The 15152-nt window shown below is 71.8% G+C and carries 13 protein-coding genes, 2 tRNA genes and 1 pseudogene; 7 read left to right on the forward strand and 9 right to left on the reverse strand.

Translation table 11 applies throughout. The features are described 5' to 3' along the window. A partial coding sequence (dnaE, locus tag BDZ31_RS23985) for a DNA polymerase III subunit alpha (protein WP_183345948.1) occupies positions 1–1838 on the forward strand: 1838 nt, incomplete at its 5' end. A 197-nt stretch (positions 1839–2035) separates the two neighbouring features. Here dnaE and BDZ31_RS23990 read toward each other — a convergent pair. Together BDZ31_RS23990 and BDZ31_RS23995 are read right to left on the reverse strand one after the other, a co-directional pair. Further along, on the reverse strand, positions 2036–2602 hold the full coding sequence (locus tag BDZ31_RS23990; protein ID WP_183345950.1) for a dihydrofolate reductase family protein: 567 nt from the start codon (positions 2600–2602) through the stop codon (positions 2036–2038). Between the two features lie 230 nt (positions 2603–2832). Beyond that, positions 2833–3441 carry a TetR/AcrR family transcriptional regulator gene (locus BDZ31_RS23995; protein WP_221243308.1) on the reverse strand — a complete coding sequence of 203 codons (609 nt, stop codon included), beginning with the start codon at positions 3439–3441 and terminating at the stop codon, positions 2833–2835. A 78-nt stretch (positions 3442–3519) separates the two neighbouring features. On the opposite strand from BDZ31_RS23995, the gene BDZ31_RS24000 reads away from it, so the two are divergent. Further along, positions 3520–4371 carry a class I SAM-dependent methyltransferase gene (locus BDZ31_RS24000; RefSeq protein ID WP_183345953.1) on the forward strand — a complete coding sequence of 284 codons (852 nt, stop codon included), beginning with the start codon at positions 3520–3522 and terminating at the stop codon, positions 4369–4371. A 323-nt stretch (positions 4372–4694) separates the two neighbouring features. Here the strand turns inward: BDZ31_RS24000 and BDZ31_RS24005 are convergent. Then, positions 4695–4768: transfer RNA gene (locus tag BDZ31_RS24005), tRNA-Asp, on the reverse strand. Between the two features lie 179 nt (positions 4769–4947). Between BDZ31_RS24005 and BDZ31_RS24010 the strand changes: the two genes are divergently transcribed. Together BDZ31_RS24010 and BDZ31_RS24015 are read left to right on the forward strand one after the other, a co-directional pair. Next, complete coding sequence (locus BDZ31_RS24010) at positions 4948–6387, forward strand: cytochrome P450 (protein ID WP_183345955.1); 1440 nt, start codon at positions 4948–4950, stop codon at positions 6385–6387. A gap of 120 nt (positions 6388–6507) precedes the next feature. Then, positions 6508–6804: a DUF3592 domain-containing protein gene (locus tag BDZ31_RS24015; RefSeq protein ID WP_183345957.1), complete on the forward strand. Its 297-nt coding sequence runs from the start codon at positions 6508–6510 to the stop codon at positions 6802–6804. A 100-nt stretch (positions 6805–6904) separates the two neighbouring features. Here the strand turns inward: BDZ31_RS24015 and BDZ31_RS24020 are convergent, their stop codons facing one another. From BDZ31_RS24020 to BDZ31_RS24030, 3 genes are all read right to left on the reverse strand, one after another. Continuing rightward, entirely contained in the window at positions 6905–7765 is an 861-nt protein-coding gene (locus BDZ31_RS24020) for a 3-hydroxyacyl-CoA dehydrogenase family protein (RefSeq protein ID WP_183345959.1), read from the reverse strand. Positions 7766–7908: 143 nt separating this feature from the next. Then, on the reverse strand, positions 7909–8421 hold the full coding sequence (locus BDZ31_RS24025) for a MarR family winged helix-turn-helix transcriptional regulator (protein WP_183345961.1): 513 nt from the start codon (positions 8419–8421) through the stop codon (positions 7909–7911). Between the two features lie 77 nt (positions 8422–8498). Further along, positions 8499–8571 (reverse strand) — tRNA-Val (locus tag BDZ31_RS24030). 54 nt (positions 8572–8625) lie between these two features. On the opposite strand from BDZ31_RS24030, the gene BDZ31_RS24035 reads away from it, so the two are divergent. Continuing rightward, positions 8626–9417, forward strand: coding sequence for an HAD-IIA family hydrolase (locus tag BDZ31_RS24035; protein ID WP_221243310.1), 792 nt, complete (start codon positions 8626–8628; stop codon positions 9415–9417). Between the two features lie 31 nt (positions 9418–9448). Here the strand turns inward: BDZ31_RS24035 and BDZ31_RS24040 are convergent, their stop codons facing one another. The 3 genes and pseudogenes from BDZ31_RS24040 to BDZ31_RS26175 form a co-directional block, all read right to left on the reverse strand. Further along, positions 9449–10081: a hypothetical protein gene (locus tag BDZ31_RS24040; RefSeq protein WP_183345964.1), complete on the reverse strand. Its 633-nt coding sequence runs from the start codon at positions 10079–10081 to the stop codon at positions 9449–9451. A gap of 84 nt (positions 10082–10165) precedes the next feature. After that, the gene (locus BDZ31_RS25285; RefSeq protein ID WP_246345884.1) at positions 10166–10306 is read right to left on the reverse strand and encodes a hypothetical protein; all 141 of its coding nucleotides are present in this window, start codon (positions 10304–10306) and stop codon (positions 10166–10168) included. A gap of 8 nt (positions 10307–10314) precedes the next feature. Then, a pseudogene (locus tag BDZ31_RS26175) lies at positions 10315–10521 on the reverse strand (class I SAM-dependent methyltransferase); the annotation flags it as partial. A 192-nt stretch (positions 10522–10713) separates the two neighbouring features. Here BDZ31_RS26175 and BDZ31_RS24050 point away from each other — a divergent pair. After that, positions 10714–11250 carry a hypothetical protein gene (locus BDZ31_RS24050; RefSeq protein ID WP_183345967.1) on the forward strand — a complete coding sequence of 179 codons (537 nt, stop codon included), beginning with the start codon at positions 10714–10716 and terminating at the stop codon, positions 11248–11250. Positions 11251–11423: 173 nt separating this feature from the next. Next, complete coding sequence (locus BDZ31_RS24055; RefSeq protein WP_183345969.1) at positions 11424–15152, forward strand: SdrD B-like domain-containing protein; 3729 nt, start codon at positions 11424–11426, stop codon at positions 15150–15152.

Here is a 15152-nt window from a genome sequence, read left to right on the forward strand (position 1 = left end):
GGCTGCGCAACCTCGACGTGATCGAGGACGCGCTCGACATCATCGAGCGCTCGACCGGCACCCGTCCCGACATGACGACGCTGCCGCTCGACGACAAGAAGACCTACGAGATGATGGCCCGCGGCGACTCGGTCGGCGTCTTCCAGTTCGAGTCCGAGGGCATGCGGGAGTCGCTGCGCAAGGTCAAGCCGACCGAGTTCGAGGACCTGATCGCGCTCAACGCGCTGTACCGACCCGGGGCGATGGACCAGATCCCGACGTATGCCCGCGGCAAGCGCAACCCGGACTCCATCACGTACGCCGACGAGCGGCTGCGACCGATCCTGGAGTCCACCAAGGGCGTGATCCTGTACCAGGAGCAGGCGATGCAGATCGCCAAGAGCCTCGCCGGATTTTCCGGGGCGAAGGCGGACGATCTGCGCAAGGCGATCGGCAAGAAGAATCGCGACGCGATGGCGAAGCTGAAGCCGGAGTTCGTCGAGGGCTGCCGCGCGTCGGGCACCTCCGAGCAGGTGATCGAGTGGCTGTGGGCAACGAACGAGAAGTCGGCCGACTACTCGTACAACAAATCCCATGCGGCTTGCTATGCGCTGATCGCTTACCGCACCGCATGGCTTAAAGCGCACTTCCCGGCCGAGTACATGGCGGCGCTGATCTCGTCGGTGATGGACACGAAGGACAAGGTCCCGTTCTTCGTCGCCCAAGCGGACCAGATGGGGATCGAGATCCTGCCGCCGGACGTCAACGAGTCCGACCACGACTTCATGGTCGTCGACGGCAACATCCGCTTCGGCCTCGACGCCGTCAAGGGCGTCGGCTACGCGGCCGTCGAGTCGATAAAGCGCGCCCGCGAGGAGGACGGTCCCTTCACCTCGATCTGGGACTTCTGCGAGCGGGTCGACGGCAAGTCGGTCAACAAGAAGTCGATCGAGGCGCTGATCAAATGCGGCGCCCTCGAATCGACCGGCGCCTCGCGCAAGGGGATGCTGAGCATCCTGGAGACGGCGCAGGCGGCCGGCCAGAAGGCGCAGCAGGACGCGCTGATCGGCCAGGGCTCGATCTTCGACCTCGGCTTCGACGGCGGCGGTGGCGGCAACGGCACTGCGGCGGCCGTCGCCGCCCCGATTCACCCGCCGATCCCGGCCGAGGAGTTCGACCAGAACGAGCTGCTCGCCGCCGAGAAGGAGTCGATCGGCCTCTTCATCTCCGCCCACCCGCTGAAGACGGTGCGCGCCGCGATGCGGGCGAAGGTCGACTGCTCGCTCGCCGAGCTGCCGGAGAGAAAGGACGGCGACTGGGTCACCGTCGGGGGCATCATCACGCAGACGAAGAGACTGCGCACGAAGAGAGGCGACCACATGATGTTCGCCACCCTCGACGACCTCGAAGGCACCGTCGAGCTGCTGATCTTCGGCAGAACGCTCGCCGCCTCCAAGGCGGCCTTCGAGATGGACGCCGTCATCACCCTGCGCGGCCGCGTCGACCACAAGGACGCCTCCAAGACCACGGTCGTCGTCCAGGAGGCGGAGCTGTTCACACCCAGCGAAGAGGAGATCGAGAAGGCGAAGGAGGAGGCGGCGAAAATCCCCGTCGGCCCGCCCGCATTCCGCATCCGGCTCGACGCAACCGCGCTGCCCGCCAGTGCGATCGACGATCTCAAGGAGCTCTTCGACGTCTACTCCGGTGCGACGACCGTCCTCGTCGAACTCAGCACGACGAGGGGCCGGCGCACGCTCCGCCTTGGTCCGGCGTACCGAGTCACGCCCAGCGCCGCCTTCGTCGCCGAGCTTGAGCACCGGCTCGGCGAGGCGTTGCTCGCGTGGACCGCTGCCGCGTGATGCCCCCGACAGCGACCTGCGCCAGCTCGTGATCGACGCGATCCAGGCCGCGGTACTTCGCCACTGTCGCGGACATCCTGGCGATCAGCGAAATGCCTGAAACACCGATCGCCGCCGCCGAGCATGGCATCAGCCGCGACGCTCTCCCCTGGCGCCACAAGACCACGCTCGGGCTCGCCACGCTCGCCCCCTCGCGATCACTGCTGCGATCGCTTCGGCACCAGGATCTGCGCGAGCGCTCCGCTCTTGAAGCGTTCCTCTTCGACGACGTCCAGTTTCAGGTGCTCTCCCAGATCCGCGAATGGGCTGCGCCCCGCGCCGATCGCGATCGGAACCGTCGTGACCTGGTACTCGTCGACGAGTCCGAGGCGGGTCAGCGCCTTGGCGAAAGTGGGGCCGCCGTGGACCAGGATCGTCCCTTCGTCGTCCCGAGCCTTCAACTCCGCGATCTCCGCGCGCACGTCCCCGCCGAAGATCTCGGCCGGTCCCCAGTCCGCCTTCTTCAAGGTGCGAGAGAAGACGGCCTTCGGCTTCTCGTTCATCGCGGTCGCGATCGGCCCCTCCGACGCGGCCCAGTGCGGGCCCATGATCTCGTAGCTGCGTCGGCCCATCGCATGGACACCGGCCTCTCCCAACGCCCGGCGGTTCCAGTCACCGGAGTCCTCGCCAAACCACTCGAACATCCATTCATGCGTCCCGTCCGGGCTCGTGGCAAAGCCGTCGAGGGACAAGACCATCTTGAGAACCACTTTCCGATCGCTCATGTCGGTAGAGACCCATCCCTTGCGTGAAACTAATCGGCCCCAGCACGTAGCTGCGTTGGCCCGGCAGCTCCGGAGACGGTTGAACACCAGCACGGATACAGACGTCTCACGTCCACCAAAAGAAAACCCCGCGATCTCGATGGGAGATGCGGGGTGTACCGAGCGGGAGCGACGGGAGTCAAACCCACGTTCGGCACCACCGCATCGAGATCCGGGACGGGGCGGATGGATCAGTGGGACGCCGGGAACGAGACGGCATCTCTTTCCTCTTGCATGGCGCCCCCGATGACCGTGACCACGAGCTGGCGAACCTCGCTGGCCTGCGGGGCTCTCTCCCGTCCGGCAAGCAGCAAGTGCGCGGCGCCGACCAAGACGAGCGCCAGCTGATCGACATCTGCTTTCGGGGTGATCCGGCCGAGTCCGCGCTCGGCGGTCAGATAGGCGGCGATCATCCGTGTCGCCTCCGCCAACAGCGGGACGCCGGTCGGCGTGGTCAGCCGCAGCCGCGCGAGCAGATCGCGGCGAGACATGACCAGGCCGACGATCGCCAGCGAGTCTGGGTCGAGGGAGGTGGTCAGAGCGGCCACGAGGTTGTCGGCGATGCCGCGGCTCCCGGCATAAGAGCGCAGCTCCTCGGAGCGGTGGTCCAGCAGCTCGATCCGGGTCAGCACCAGCGAGGCGAGAAACGTGTCGAAGTCGGCGAAGTGCCGATGCAGGATGCCTTTGGCGAGACCGGCCTCGATCGTGACCGCGCGGCTGGTCAGCGCGTCAGGGCCATCGCGGCGCAGAACTCGTCCGGCGGCGTCGAAGAGCTGCTCGCGCACGTCGCGGATCGGCACTCCCGTCGGCACTCGTGACGTCTCCTGTCGTGTGCGTCGGCGTTGACAAGTGGGCATCTGCCCGTTCAAAGTGGGCAGATGCCCACTATACCGCCGTCCACCCCATCTCCGACCCCCCGGGCACCGCACCGCGCACGCCGGCTCGCCGAGTCCTTCGGCGCCGATCCCGAGCGCTACGACCGAACTCGACCCCGTTACCCCCAGCAGCTGGTGGACCGGATCGTCGCCTCGGCTCCCGGCCCTGACGTGCTCGACGTGGGCATCGGCACCGGCGTCGCTGCGCGGCCGTTCAAGGCGGCAGGCTGTCGCGTGCTCGGCGTCGAGGTCGATGCCCGCATGGCCGCGTTCGCGCGGGCGGAGGGTTTTGACGTAGAGGTCGCGAAGTTCGAGGAGTGGCACCCGGCCGGGCGGACGTTCGATGCGATCATCGCCGGCCAGACCTGGCACTGGATCGACCCGGCCGCCGGCGCGGCCAAGGCCGCCGAGCTGCTGCAGCCCGGCGGTCTGCTGGCGGTCTTCTGGAACGTGCAGCAGGCCCCACCCGAGCTGGCGCAGGCGTTCTCGGACGTCTATCGCCGCGTGCTGCCCAACACGCCGTTCGCCGTTGGCCCACGCAACCCACTCGATGCCTACGACCACATCCTCGGACCCACGACCGAGGGGATCAGGGCGACGGGCGCGTTCGGCAAGCACGAGCAATGGCGGTTCGACTGGACGCAGCCCTACGCGAAAGACGAGTGGCTCGACCAGGTGCCGACGTTCGGCGGCCACAGCCGCCTCCCACAGTCGAAGCTCGCAGAGCTGCTGACCGGGATCGGCGACGCGATCGACGCGGCCGGCGGGAGCTTCACGATGGGATACGCGACAATCGCGATCGTGGCCACGGTCGGCGACCATCGCCGGACCGACCGACCGGACCCTGCGTCCTGATCCGATGAGCGGTTCGAGCAGGCGCTCGTGGAAACCGTGATCGGCTGCCACGCCCTACAGGGAGAGAACAAGAGCTGGAGCGCATGGCGCCGCCTGTCGACCCACAGCTCGACAAGGCCGCCGCGATCCTCGCCGACTTCGGCACCTTCTGGGAGATGGAATCCGCCGGGCGAGCGACGCAAACTGCTCACGTCGCCGTTCGAGCGAGCTTGAGAGCACGGCGGCGCGATCACGGCGGTCAAGCCTCGCGCGGCGTTCGCACGCTACTTCCGTGCTGCTGAGGACCACGCCCGGCACCACGAACATCAGGGTGGTGCCGAAGGCGGGAGCGACGGGACTCGAACCCGCGACCTCCGGCGTGACAGGCCGGCGCTCTAACCAACTGAGCTACGCCCCCTTGGGGGATGGAAGTATGGCATGAGTCGCGGGGCGGCGCTTCCTCGCCGCGAGCGGGCTGAAACATCGCCACTGCGGCAGCTGACATGCGGTGCTCGCGGCCGGCGGAGGACGGACGGACGAACGCCGACCCACTGCTTCCCGGTAGCGGACTGGCTGGCTGGCCAGTAGGCTGGATCCATGGCCGTCGAAGCGCCCGAACAGCTGCAGGCCAACCCGCTGCTGCGGATCGTCAGCGACCTCAACCGGGAGCGGACGGCGGAGGTGCCGTTCCCGCCGGGGCTCAACGACTTCAGCGTCGCGCGGACCTTCCAGTTCGTGCGCGACCCGCTGCCGGTGCTGCTGCCGGCGTACCACCGCTTCGGGCCGGTCTTCAGCGTGCGCGTCTTCCACGGGCGGGTCGTGATGATGCTCGGCCCCGAGGCCAACCACTACATCACGGTCTCGCACGCGAGCAACTTCCTCTGGCGGGAGGGGAGCTTCGGCGACCTGATCCCGCTGCTCGGCGACGGCCTGCTGACGATCGACGGCGCCTACCACCGGCGCGCGCGGCGGATCATGCTGCCCGCCTTCCACCGCGAGCGGATCGCGGCAGCCGTCGACACGATGGTCGCGGAGACGCTCCGCGCCCTCGACGGCTGGCAGCCCGGGCAGATCGTCGACGTCTACCACTGGGCCCGGGAGCTGGCGCTGCGGATCGCGATGAAGGCGCTGTTCGGCCTCGATCCCGACGAGGACGGCGCCGGCCGCCGCGCCGCCGTCGACTTCGAGCGGGCGCTCTCCTTCTACGGCACCGACTTCGCGCTCCGCATACTGCGCGGCCCGCGCACGCCGTGGCGGCGGATGCTGGAGGCCCGCCGCACGCTCGACCGGATCATCTACGGCGAGATCGAGCGACGCCGGCGCGAGCCCGACCCGAGCCGCACCGACGTGATGAGCATGCTGCTCGACGCGCGCGACGAGGACGGCTCCACGCTCTCGGACACCGAGGTGCGCGACCAGGTGATGACGCTCCTGTTCGCCGGCCACGACACGACCACCTCGACCGTCGCCTTCCTGCTCTACGAGCTCGCCCGCCACCCCGCCGCGCTCGCGAAGGTCCTCGCCGAGCAGGATCGGGTCCTCCCCGGCGGCCGCCGTCCGACCGCCGCCGAGCTGACCGGCGAGGCGCTGCCCGAGCTGGAGATGGCGCTGGAGGAGACGCTGCGCCTCTACCCCGCCGCCTGGGTCGGGCCGCGCAAGGCGGTCGAGTCGTTCGAGTTCGCCGGCTGCACCGTGCCCGCCGGCGCCTACGTCAACTACAGCTCGTGGGCGAGCCATCGCCTCCCCGACGTCTGGCCCGAGCCGGAGGCGTTCGTGCCCGAGCGCTTCACACCGGAGGCGAAGGCGCGCCTGCCGAAGGGCGCCTACATACCGTTCGGCGGCGGCTCGCGGACCTGCATCGGCATGCGCTTCGGCCAACAGGAGATCCGCACGATCGCGACGCTGCTGCTCCAGCGCCACCACCTCGAGCTGTTCCCGGGCCGCACGATGACCGTCCGCCAGATGCCGACGCTCAGCCCGCGCGAGCCGCTGGAGATGATCGTGCGCGAGCGCGGCATCCCCGCCGGGCTCGCCTGACCCGGGCGTTGCGCCGGCCTCCGCGCCTGAGACCGATCCGAGACCGGTCCGGCACTGACGCGCCGATCGCGCGCCCGTAGCGTCTCGAGCGCAACGCACCAGGAGGCGACGATGGGCTTCATGAACGACGACGGGCCGCTCCCGGAAGCCGGCCGCCGGCAGGCCGACGCGCAGCGGCTGATGGCGACCGGGCTCGTCGGGCAGGCGACCGTCGAGGCGCTGCGCGACACCGGCATGACGATCGACGGGAACCCGCGCGTCGAGTTCGACCTGCTCGTCACCGTCGACGACGGCGACCCCTATCCCGTCACCCACCGCCAGGCCGTCTCGCCCCTGGTGATCGGGAACTTCCAACCTGGGGCGTCGATCCCCGTGCGCGTCGATCCCGCGGATCGGACGCGCGTGCTGATCGGCTGAGCGGCCGCCGGCAGGTGCGAGCGGCCGCGCGCAGAATCAGACGGGTCCGGGCAGCCGGTGGCGCCGGCGAATCGTCACCGGCTGTCCGGATCCCCGTCCGCTACGAGTAGTCATAGAAGCCGCGCCCGGCCTTGCGGCCGAGCCGGCCGGCGGCGACCATCCGCTTCATCAGCGGCGGCGGCGCGTACTCGTCGCGCTTGAACTCCTCGTAGAGCGAGTCGCAGACGGCGTAGAGCACGTCGAGGCCGATGAAGTCGACGAGCGTCAGCGGCCCCATCGGGTGACCGGCGCCGAGCTTCATCGCGACGTCGATGTCCTCCGCGGAGGCGAAGCCCTCCTCGTACATCCGCACCGCCGCCATCAGGTACGGCACCAGCAGCATGTTGACGACGAAGCCGGAGCGGTCCTTCGTGCGTACGGCCGTCTTGCCGAGCGCCTGCGCGAACGCCTCGGCGCGCGCGATCGTCTCGTCGGAGGTGTCGAGCGCGACGACGATCTCGACCAGCTTCATCACCGGCACCGGCGAGAAGAAATGCAGCCCCAGCACGCGGTCGGCGCGGCCGGTCGCGGCCGCCAGCTGCGCGATCGGGATCGACGAGGTGTTGGAGGCGAGCATCGACTCCTGCGGCAGCGTCGCGTCGAGCCTCGCGAACACGTCGGCCTTGACCGCCTCGTCCTCGACGACCGCCTCGATCGCGAGCTGCGCGCTCTTCAGCGCGGCGAAGTCGGTCGTCCAGGTGATGCGCTCCAGCATCGCCTTGCCGCCGGCCTCGTCGAGCTTGCCGCCCTTGACCGCCTTCGCGATCGACGCCGCGATCCGCTCTCGCGAGCCGTCCAGCCGCGCCGCCTCCGGCTCGTACAGCAGCACCTGCGCCCCGGCGCGCGCCGCCGACTCCGCGATGCCGGAGCCCATGAAGCCGGCGCCGACTACGCCGACGGTGTCGATCCCGCTTGCCGTCATGCCTACGTCCTCTCGTTCGCTCCGACGGCCGCCGTGCCGCGACCGCCGACCCCGCAGGGCACCCGTCAAGATATGCGACCCTCCTCCTAAACGGCTCCAGCCGCCCCTCCGCGGTGCGCGAGCGCGCCGCGGGCGCCGCTCCCCTATGCCGCGAAGTCGCCCTCGTCGCGGCGGACGGAGGTCAGCAGCTCGGTGATCGCCTCCTGCTGATCGGCGCTCAGCGGCTCCATCGCGAAGCCGGCGGCGTTGAGCGTCTCGGTCGCCCGCTCGGCCAGCTCCCGCCCCGCCGGCGTGATCGCGATCAGCGTCGAGCGGCGATCCTGCTCGTGCGAGACGCGCGTCACGAGGCCGGCCTCCTCGAGCCGGTCGGCCATGTGCGTCATCGACGTGCGGTGGACCTGCAGCCGCTCGCCCATCTTGCCGACGGGCAGCGCCCCTCTCCTGCTGAAGACGAGCAGCATCAGCGTCTCGTAGCGCGGGAAGGTCAGCCCATGCGGCCTCAGCAGCTCGTTGAGGCGCGCCAGCAGGATCTGCTGCGCGCGCATGATCGAGGTGACCGCCGCCATCGGACGGGCGGGCTCATCGCCCCAGCGCTCGCGCCAGTGGCGGCGCGCCTCGGCGATCGGATCGAACGGCAACGGCTGCGACTCGGCCATCGCCGGAAGCCTTTCAGACGACGCGGCCGGCGCGCGGTCAGGCACCCGGGCGCTGGGAGGCGCCGTACGCGGGCGGATGGGCGGTGCCGGGTTCGAACCGGCGGCCTCTCGCTTGTAAGGCGAGTGCTCTACCAACTGAGCTAACCGCCCGCGTGTCCTGCGCATGGTATCCGCGACCCGCTCCGGACCCCCTGCTCGACTACCATGCGCCGCGTGAGCAGACGGCGTGAGATCAGATCCTGGCTGATGGACATGGACGGCGTGCTCGTCCACGAGGAGTCGGCCATTCCCGGCGCCGACCGTTTCCTCGGCACCCTGCGCGAGCGCGAGATCCCCTTCCTCGTGCTGACCAACAACTCGATCTACACGCGACGCGACCTCGCGGCGCGCCTGAAGGCGAGCGGGCTGGAGGTGCCGGAGGAGTCGATCTGGACCTCGGCCAACGCGATGGCCCAGTTCCTCTCCGACCAGCGGCCGGCCGGCTCGGCGTTCGTGATCGGCGAGGCCGGGCTGACGACCGCGCTGCACCAGAACGGCTACACGCTGACCGAGCGCGATCCCGACTACGTCGTGCTTGGCGAGACGCGCACCTACAGCTTCGAGCGGATCACGCACGCGATCCGGCTGATCGTCGGCGGCGCCCGCTTCATCGCGACCAACCCCGACGCGACCGGCCCGTCGCTGCAGGGGCCGCTGCCGGCGACCGGCGCGGTCGCCGCGCTGATCAGCCGCGCGACCGGGGTCGAGCCGTACTTCGTCGGCAAGCCCAACCCGCTGATGATGCGCTCGGCGCTGAACGCGATCGACGCCCACTCCGAGACGACGGCGATGATCGGCGACCGGATGGACACCGACGTCGTCGCCGGCCTCGAGGCCGGGCTGGAGACCGTCCTCGTGCTGACCGGCGTGACGACGCTGGAGGAGGCGGAGCGGTTCCCGTTCAGGCCGTCGAGGATCGTCAGATCGGTCGCCGATCTGATCGACGAGCTCGGCTGAGCCGCGCGGCCGCGCCCGCCGGCTCCGCCCGTCAGCCGGTCGCGGCGAGCACGCCGTCGGCGAACGTTCGCAGCGCGTCGCGCCCGCCGGTCGGGATCGGCGCGCCGTGGGCGAGCAGGAGCGCGTCGAACTCCAGCTCGTCGCAGAGGCGGCGGTAGGCGCTCGCGAGCCCCTGCTTGATCCGCTCCGGGTCGTCGCCGAGCAGCCGGTCGGAGACGAACGCCAGCTCGCCGTCGTCGTGGGCGCGGATCACCCCGTCGGCGACCGCGAGCGCGCCCCGGCCGGCGGCGACGTGCACTGCGCTCTCGTCGGGACAGAGGACGCCGACCTCGTGCGCGACGACGCCCGGCGCGACCTCGTCTCCGGGTGAGAAGCCGGTGACGCGGACCGGCCCGTCGAGCAGGTCGAAGAGGCCGCGCTCGTTGGCGAGCACCTCGCAGTGGAAGCGCTCGACGTAGCGGGCGCTGTGACGGCGGTGGTGGCGGTTGGTCAGCACGATCCGCTCAGGCGCGGGCAGCTCGCCGCCGAAGACCGCGAGCCCCTCCGGCGGGACCATCGGGTCGATCAGCGTGCGCGCCTCGACGGCGTAGGCGGAGTGGACCGGCTGGCCGATCGTCTCGCGGATCGCCGTCCAGCTGCGGAGGCCGGGATAGATCTCGTCCATGGCCGTTGTCATTCCCCGCGCGGCCGCGGCGCACCCGCCCGAGCGCGCCGGACGATCGGCGACCTCCTGGATGCTCCTCCGCCGCTACGGCGTCGCCACGACGAGGCGCAGGCCGGCGTCGCAGGCGTCGAGCGCCCGCAGCTCGCCGTTGCGCGCGTCCCACGTGCCGTCGGCGAGGTCGCGCGCGACGTCGGCGACGACCCGCTCGACGACCGCCGGCGGCATCCGCGCGCCGGCGGCCGCTGCGCGGCCATCACCGCGCTCGGCTCGACCGCGATCACGTGGCGGTCGCGCGGCTCGTAGGAGCCGGCGCCGGCGCCGACGTTGACGACCGTCTCGGCGTCGCCGAGGACGGCGTGGAGGCGGGCCGCGATCCGGGGGTCCTCGCGCCGCAGACGGGCGTAGCCGTGGCCGATCTCGTCGTAGCGCGTCGCCGCCATCCCGACATGGTCGCGCGTCGGCGGCCGCGACGCTCTGGTTGATGGGGCGCCGGAGCGGCCATGAACGGGCGGCACGCAGCGGCGCGGCATGCCGGAACGCTCCGGCTCGCGGCGCGGACCGGCAGCAGGCGTCCGCGCGACGCGGCGTGACGCAGCTCGCGGTGCCCGGCCGCGCCGTCCTACCCTGAGTCGATGGCCTCGTCCGCCGGCTACCGTGCGCGCATCGAGCAGCTCGCCGCCGACCATCGCGCCCAGCGCGAGCGGTGGCTGCCGCAGCTGCCGCCGGAGCTGCAGGCGCTGCTGCCGCTCGACGCGACGCCGCTGGCGGAGGGGCTGGAGCTGCTCGCCGACGGCGCCGGGATCGGCGCCGAGGTCGCGGCGGCGCAGCGCGAGCAGAGCCGCGCCAACGCGGCGGTGCTCCACGGCCGCGTCTTCGGGCGCGCGGCGACGGTGCCGCTGGCGACCGCCCACGCCGCCTTCGCCGACGGCGCGCGGGTGCGCGAGCGGCTGATCGGCCGCGTCGCCGAGGCGATCGACGGCGCCGGCCTGCGCCGCGAGGCGGAGGCGCTGCTCGCCGCCGCCCCGGTGCCGCCGCCGGAGGCGTTCGCCGACGCCGCCGCGGCCGGCGACGACGGCGCGCTGCTCGGCGCGCTGGAGGCCGCGTTCGCCGCGCAGGAGCACGCGCTGCTGCACTGCGCCGCCCGCTTCGACGCGATCCTCGACGGCTGAGTCGCCGCCGCCTGGGCGCGCCGCGCAAGCGCGACCGCCCGGCGCCAGGCGCTGACGCGGGCTGACGCCGCGCCCCAAACAGACCGGGGGGAACGCTCCGGCGACCCACGACGGGAAAGCGAGCGAACCCTGCTCATCCCTCCGCAAGACCTTTCCTGACAGAGGAGCCCGAATTGCGCACGATCGACCGACGCGGAGTCCCACCGAGCCCCGGCCGCACGCGCCGCGCCCCCGGCCGCCGCATCACCCTCGGCATCGCCGCCGCGACGCTGCTGAGCGCCGCCGTCGCGACGCCCGCGATCGCCGCGCCGCGCTCGCTCGACCTCGCGGTGACGCAGCTGACCGGCACGCCCTCCTTCGACGCGGAGGCCGGCCCCGGCAACGACGTCGACGCCAAGAACGACGTCGTCCGCTCCAACGACAGCGTCACCTACCAGATCGAATTCAACGTCAACGACGACGCCGCCGGCAGCAGCGTCGGCAGAAACGTGACGATCACGCAGACGCTGCCGGACGGGATGTCATGGACCCGCCTGCCGGCCGTCTGCCTCACCGCCGGCGTCACGCCGGCCTCGAGAATCGACGGGCAGACGATCGTCTGCAACGTCGGCGAGGTCCCGACCGGCACCGCGCGCACGCTGTCGCTCACCGCCAAGGTCGACGAGACCGGCAACGGCACCGTGCTGACGCCGGCCGCCGGCTCGGTGAGCGTCGTCGCCGACGGCGCCCCCGAGCGCTCGACGACGCCCGCGCCCGTCACCGTCAGCTCGATCCCGCGCCTCGACATGGTCAAGTCGGCACCGACCGTCTCGGCGGTCGCCTCCGGCGGCGCCCAGGGCGTGCCCGGCTACCTGCTCAGATACCCGGTCTCGGTCCGCATCCCCGACTTCGGCGGGCGCGGCCTGATCGGCTACGAGCCGCCGGCCGCCGCGCTCTCGTTCGCCGACGCCTTCGGCGAGGTGAGCGCCAACGCCGAGTTCGTCGACTGCGCGACCGGCAGCGGCGGCGTCTGGAGCTGCACGCCGCAGCCCGACAAGCGGATCGGCCTCGACCTGACCCTGACCGACCCGGCGAAGCACAGCTCCGGCACGCTCGCCTCGACGACGGTCACGATCTTCGTCCCGCGCAGCGACCTGGAGGCCGCCGGCGGCCAGCTGCAGACCGCCAACCAGCTGGTCGACCTCGACGCGCGCAGCAGAGACGGCGTCCCCGCCGTCGGCGAGAACCCGTCCAACAACACCGCGCGGGCGACGCTGAGCCTCTCGGCCTCGGGCGACTTCTTCAAGCACTACGTCGACCGGACCCGCCCCGGCAACTACATCCCCGGCGGCGCGAACGTCGACCGCAACGGCTTCTCGGTCGTCAGCCCCGGCCAGATCTTCCAGGCCGAGATCCGCGCCTCCAGCCGCAACCCGATCGCCGGCTACGAGCAGATCGCGATCTGCGACGTCTTCGACACGACCACCCAGCAGGTGACGACCGCCGGCGCGGCCGCCGGAGGCAACGCGGCGTGGGTGACGACCAACTCGGTCACCGGCGGCCCGAAGCTGGTCGAGGACACCGACTTCGTGATCGAGTACTCGACCGCGCCGACCGCGACCGACGCCGACGACGAGACCCGCTGGGCGGCGCTGCGCGCGACCGGCTGCGGCGGCGACGCGGCCGAGTGGAGCACCGCCGTGCCGGCCGACCCGTCGCAGATCACGAAGGTCCGCGTGCGCTTCCTGACGAAGCCGCCGCATCAGTTCACGCTCGCGGTCGCCGTCAACCTGGAAGCCAAGCCCGGCGCCGACGGCACCAAGATCGCCAACTTCATGCCCTACCAGGTGAACAGCGGCGCGTGGGTCGCGCCGACCTACACGCCGGGCGACCACAAGGGCCTCCGCGGCGACCGCCTGATCCTCAGCAGCGCCCAGACGATCATCAGAAAGGCGATCGTCGATCCCGAGTCCTCCTCGACCGCGACGCCGGCCGTCCGCGGCGGCGATGCCGTGAAGTTCGCGCTGCTGCCGCAGGTCGTCGTCCCCAGCCAGCTCGGCGAGGACGTCGTCGCCAGCGCCCGCGACGTGACCGTCACCGACGTCCTGCCGGCCGGCACCGAGCTCTCCGACCAGCCCGGCGAGGAGCCGTCGCACAGAGCGGCGTCGGTCGTCCGCAACCCCGACGGCACGACGACGATCGTCTGGAAGCTCGGGACCCTCACCAGCGACGACCGCCCGGAGATCACCTACTGGGTGCGGGTCGCGACGACCGCCAGCGGCGCGAAGGTCAACCGCGCGATCGTCACGAGCCCCGACGACGCCGGCTCGCCGACGTCGGTGCCGACCGGCGGCAGCGACCCCCGCTACGCCGCGCGCACGATCCTCGTCGACGTGCTGACCGGCATCCAGGTCGACAAGGCCGTCCGCGAGCGGTTCGTCGAGCCCGGCGACGAGATGACCTTCGAGGTCACGTACGCCAACCTCTACCAGGAGCCGCACAGCGGCTTCGACGTGATCGACGTGCTGCCGTTCGCCGACGACGGCGACGCCGCCGGCGCCGTCCCCGGCCGCAACCCCGGCAGCGGCTTCCACGGCGGGATCGCGCTGCGCGGCGTCGAGGTGAGCGACGGCGAGACCGTCCGCTACACCGACGCCGACCCGGCCGCGATCTACGCGACCTACGACCCGTCGGCCGCCGGCCGCGCCGCCTGGGGCTCGCTGCCCGCGGGCAAGCAGTGGTGCACCGCCGAGCAGATCGAGGCCGCCGAGACCGGCTGCCCGGCCGCGATCGCCGAGGCGACCGCGATCCGCGTGACGCGCGACGGCGAGCTCGGCGCCTTCGAGTCGCGCACGTTCGCGTACACGATCGCGACCGACGGCAACCGCTCGGGCGACCGCTACTCGAACACGGCGGCGCTGCGCTCGGCCGACATCACGCTCGGCACGCTCTCGCCGACCCGCACCGTGCGCGTCGTCGCCAGCCGGATCGGCGACCTCGTCTGGCACGACCTGAACAGAGACGGCAAGCAGGACGAGGGCGAGCCCGGCGTCGCCGGCGTGCGCGTGACGCTCGAGGGCGTCGACAAGCACGGCCGCGAGGTCCGCGTCACGACGACGACCGGCGCCGACGGCCGCTACCTGTTCACCAGCGCGACGCAGGCCGGCCAGGACGCCGGCGTGCTCGACCTCGTGAGCGGCGACTACCGCGTCGTCTTCGACCCGGCGACGCTGCCGGCCGGGACGGCCTTCACCACCCGGCACGCCGCCGGCACGACCGCGGCCGACGACTCCGACGCCGACCCGGCGACCGGCGCGACCCAGACGATCGAGCTGCCGAACCCCGCGCCGCGCGGCGAGGACGGCGAGGACCTGACGCTCGACGCCGGCATCGTCACGCTCCCGGCGCCGCCGGAGGAGCCGAGAGAGCCGGAGACGCCGGTGACGCCGGAGCCCCCGACGACCCCGGAGCCGCCGACGACCCCCGAGCCGCCGACCGAGCCGAGCGGCGGCGTCAAGGGCACGACGAGAACGGGCAAGCCGCGCCTGACGATCGCCAAGCGGGCCGGCCGCAGCGTCGTCAAGCAGGGCGGCACCGTCCGCTACACGCTCGTCGTCCGCAACCGCGGCAAGGCCGCGGCCGTCAAGGCGCGCGTCTGCGACCGCCTGCCGCGGCACATGACGATCGTCAAGACCGGCAAGGGCCGCCTGCGCGACGGGCAGCTCTGCTGGACGGTGACGCTCAAGGCCGGCGCCGCCCGCAAGCTGGCGCTGACGGTCCGCGTCGACCGCGACGCGCCGACCAAGCGGCTGCGCAACGTCGCGACGGTGGCGCTCAGAGGCCACCCGACCCGCCGCGCCCACGCCGACGTGCGCGTCACGCCGGGCAAGCAGCAGACGCTGCCCAGCCGCGTCACCGGCTGA

It is taken from the genome of Conexibacter arvalis, from assembly GCF_014199525.1.
GTDB classification, from domain to species: Bacteria; Actinomycetota; Thermoleophilia; order Solirubrobacterales; family Solirubrobacteraceae; genus Conexibacter; species Conexibacter arvalis.